1 pseudogene is annotated in these 276 nt (G+C 38.8%); it reads right to left on the bottom strand.

What is annotated here, in order from left to right:
• Positions 1-276 (bottom strand): annotated as a pseudogene (locus R2R70_RS20020) (GGDEF domain-containing protein); the annotation flags it as partial.

The raw sequence follows: 276 nt of genomic DNA, 5'->3' as shown, positions 1-276 counted from the left end.
GCTCTAAATTTGACGAAATTAGCTGACCCGATAAATCTATAAGCAACATTAATTGCGCGTCTATCCGTTGGCTGTGATTATACAAAACACTGCTTATGGTACCCGCATCGCGCGTGGCAACCGCTTGTTTAAAACCAAAATCGGCAGTTAATACTTTAGCTGCTGTTAACAATAGGCTTTCTTTTGAGGTTAAATATTGCTTATAAACGTTTTGCGCAACACTTATGTCTTGGTCTACTTTTTGTTCTTGAAACTGACTTGTTGACCACCAAAAAC

Origin of the sequence: Cobetia sp. SIMBA_158 (genome assembly GCF_046566945.1) — a bacterium.
Taxonomy (GTDB): domain Bacteria; phylum Pseudomonadota; class Gammaproteobacteria; order Pseudomonadales; family Halomonadaceae; genus Cobetia; species Cobetia amphilecti.
This window is presented reverse-complemented; position numbering and strand designations above follow the sequence as displayed.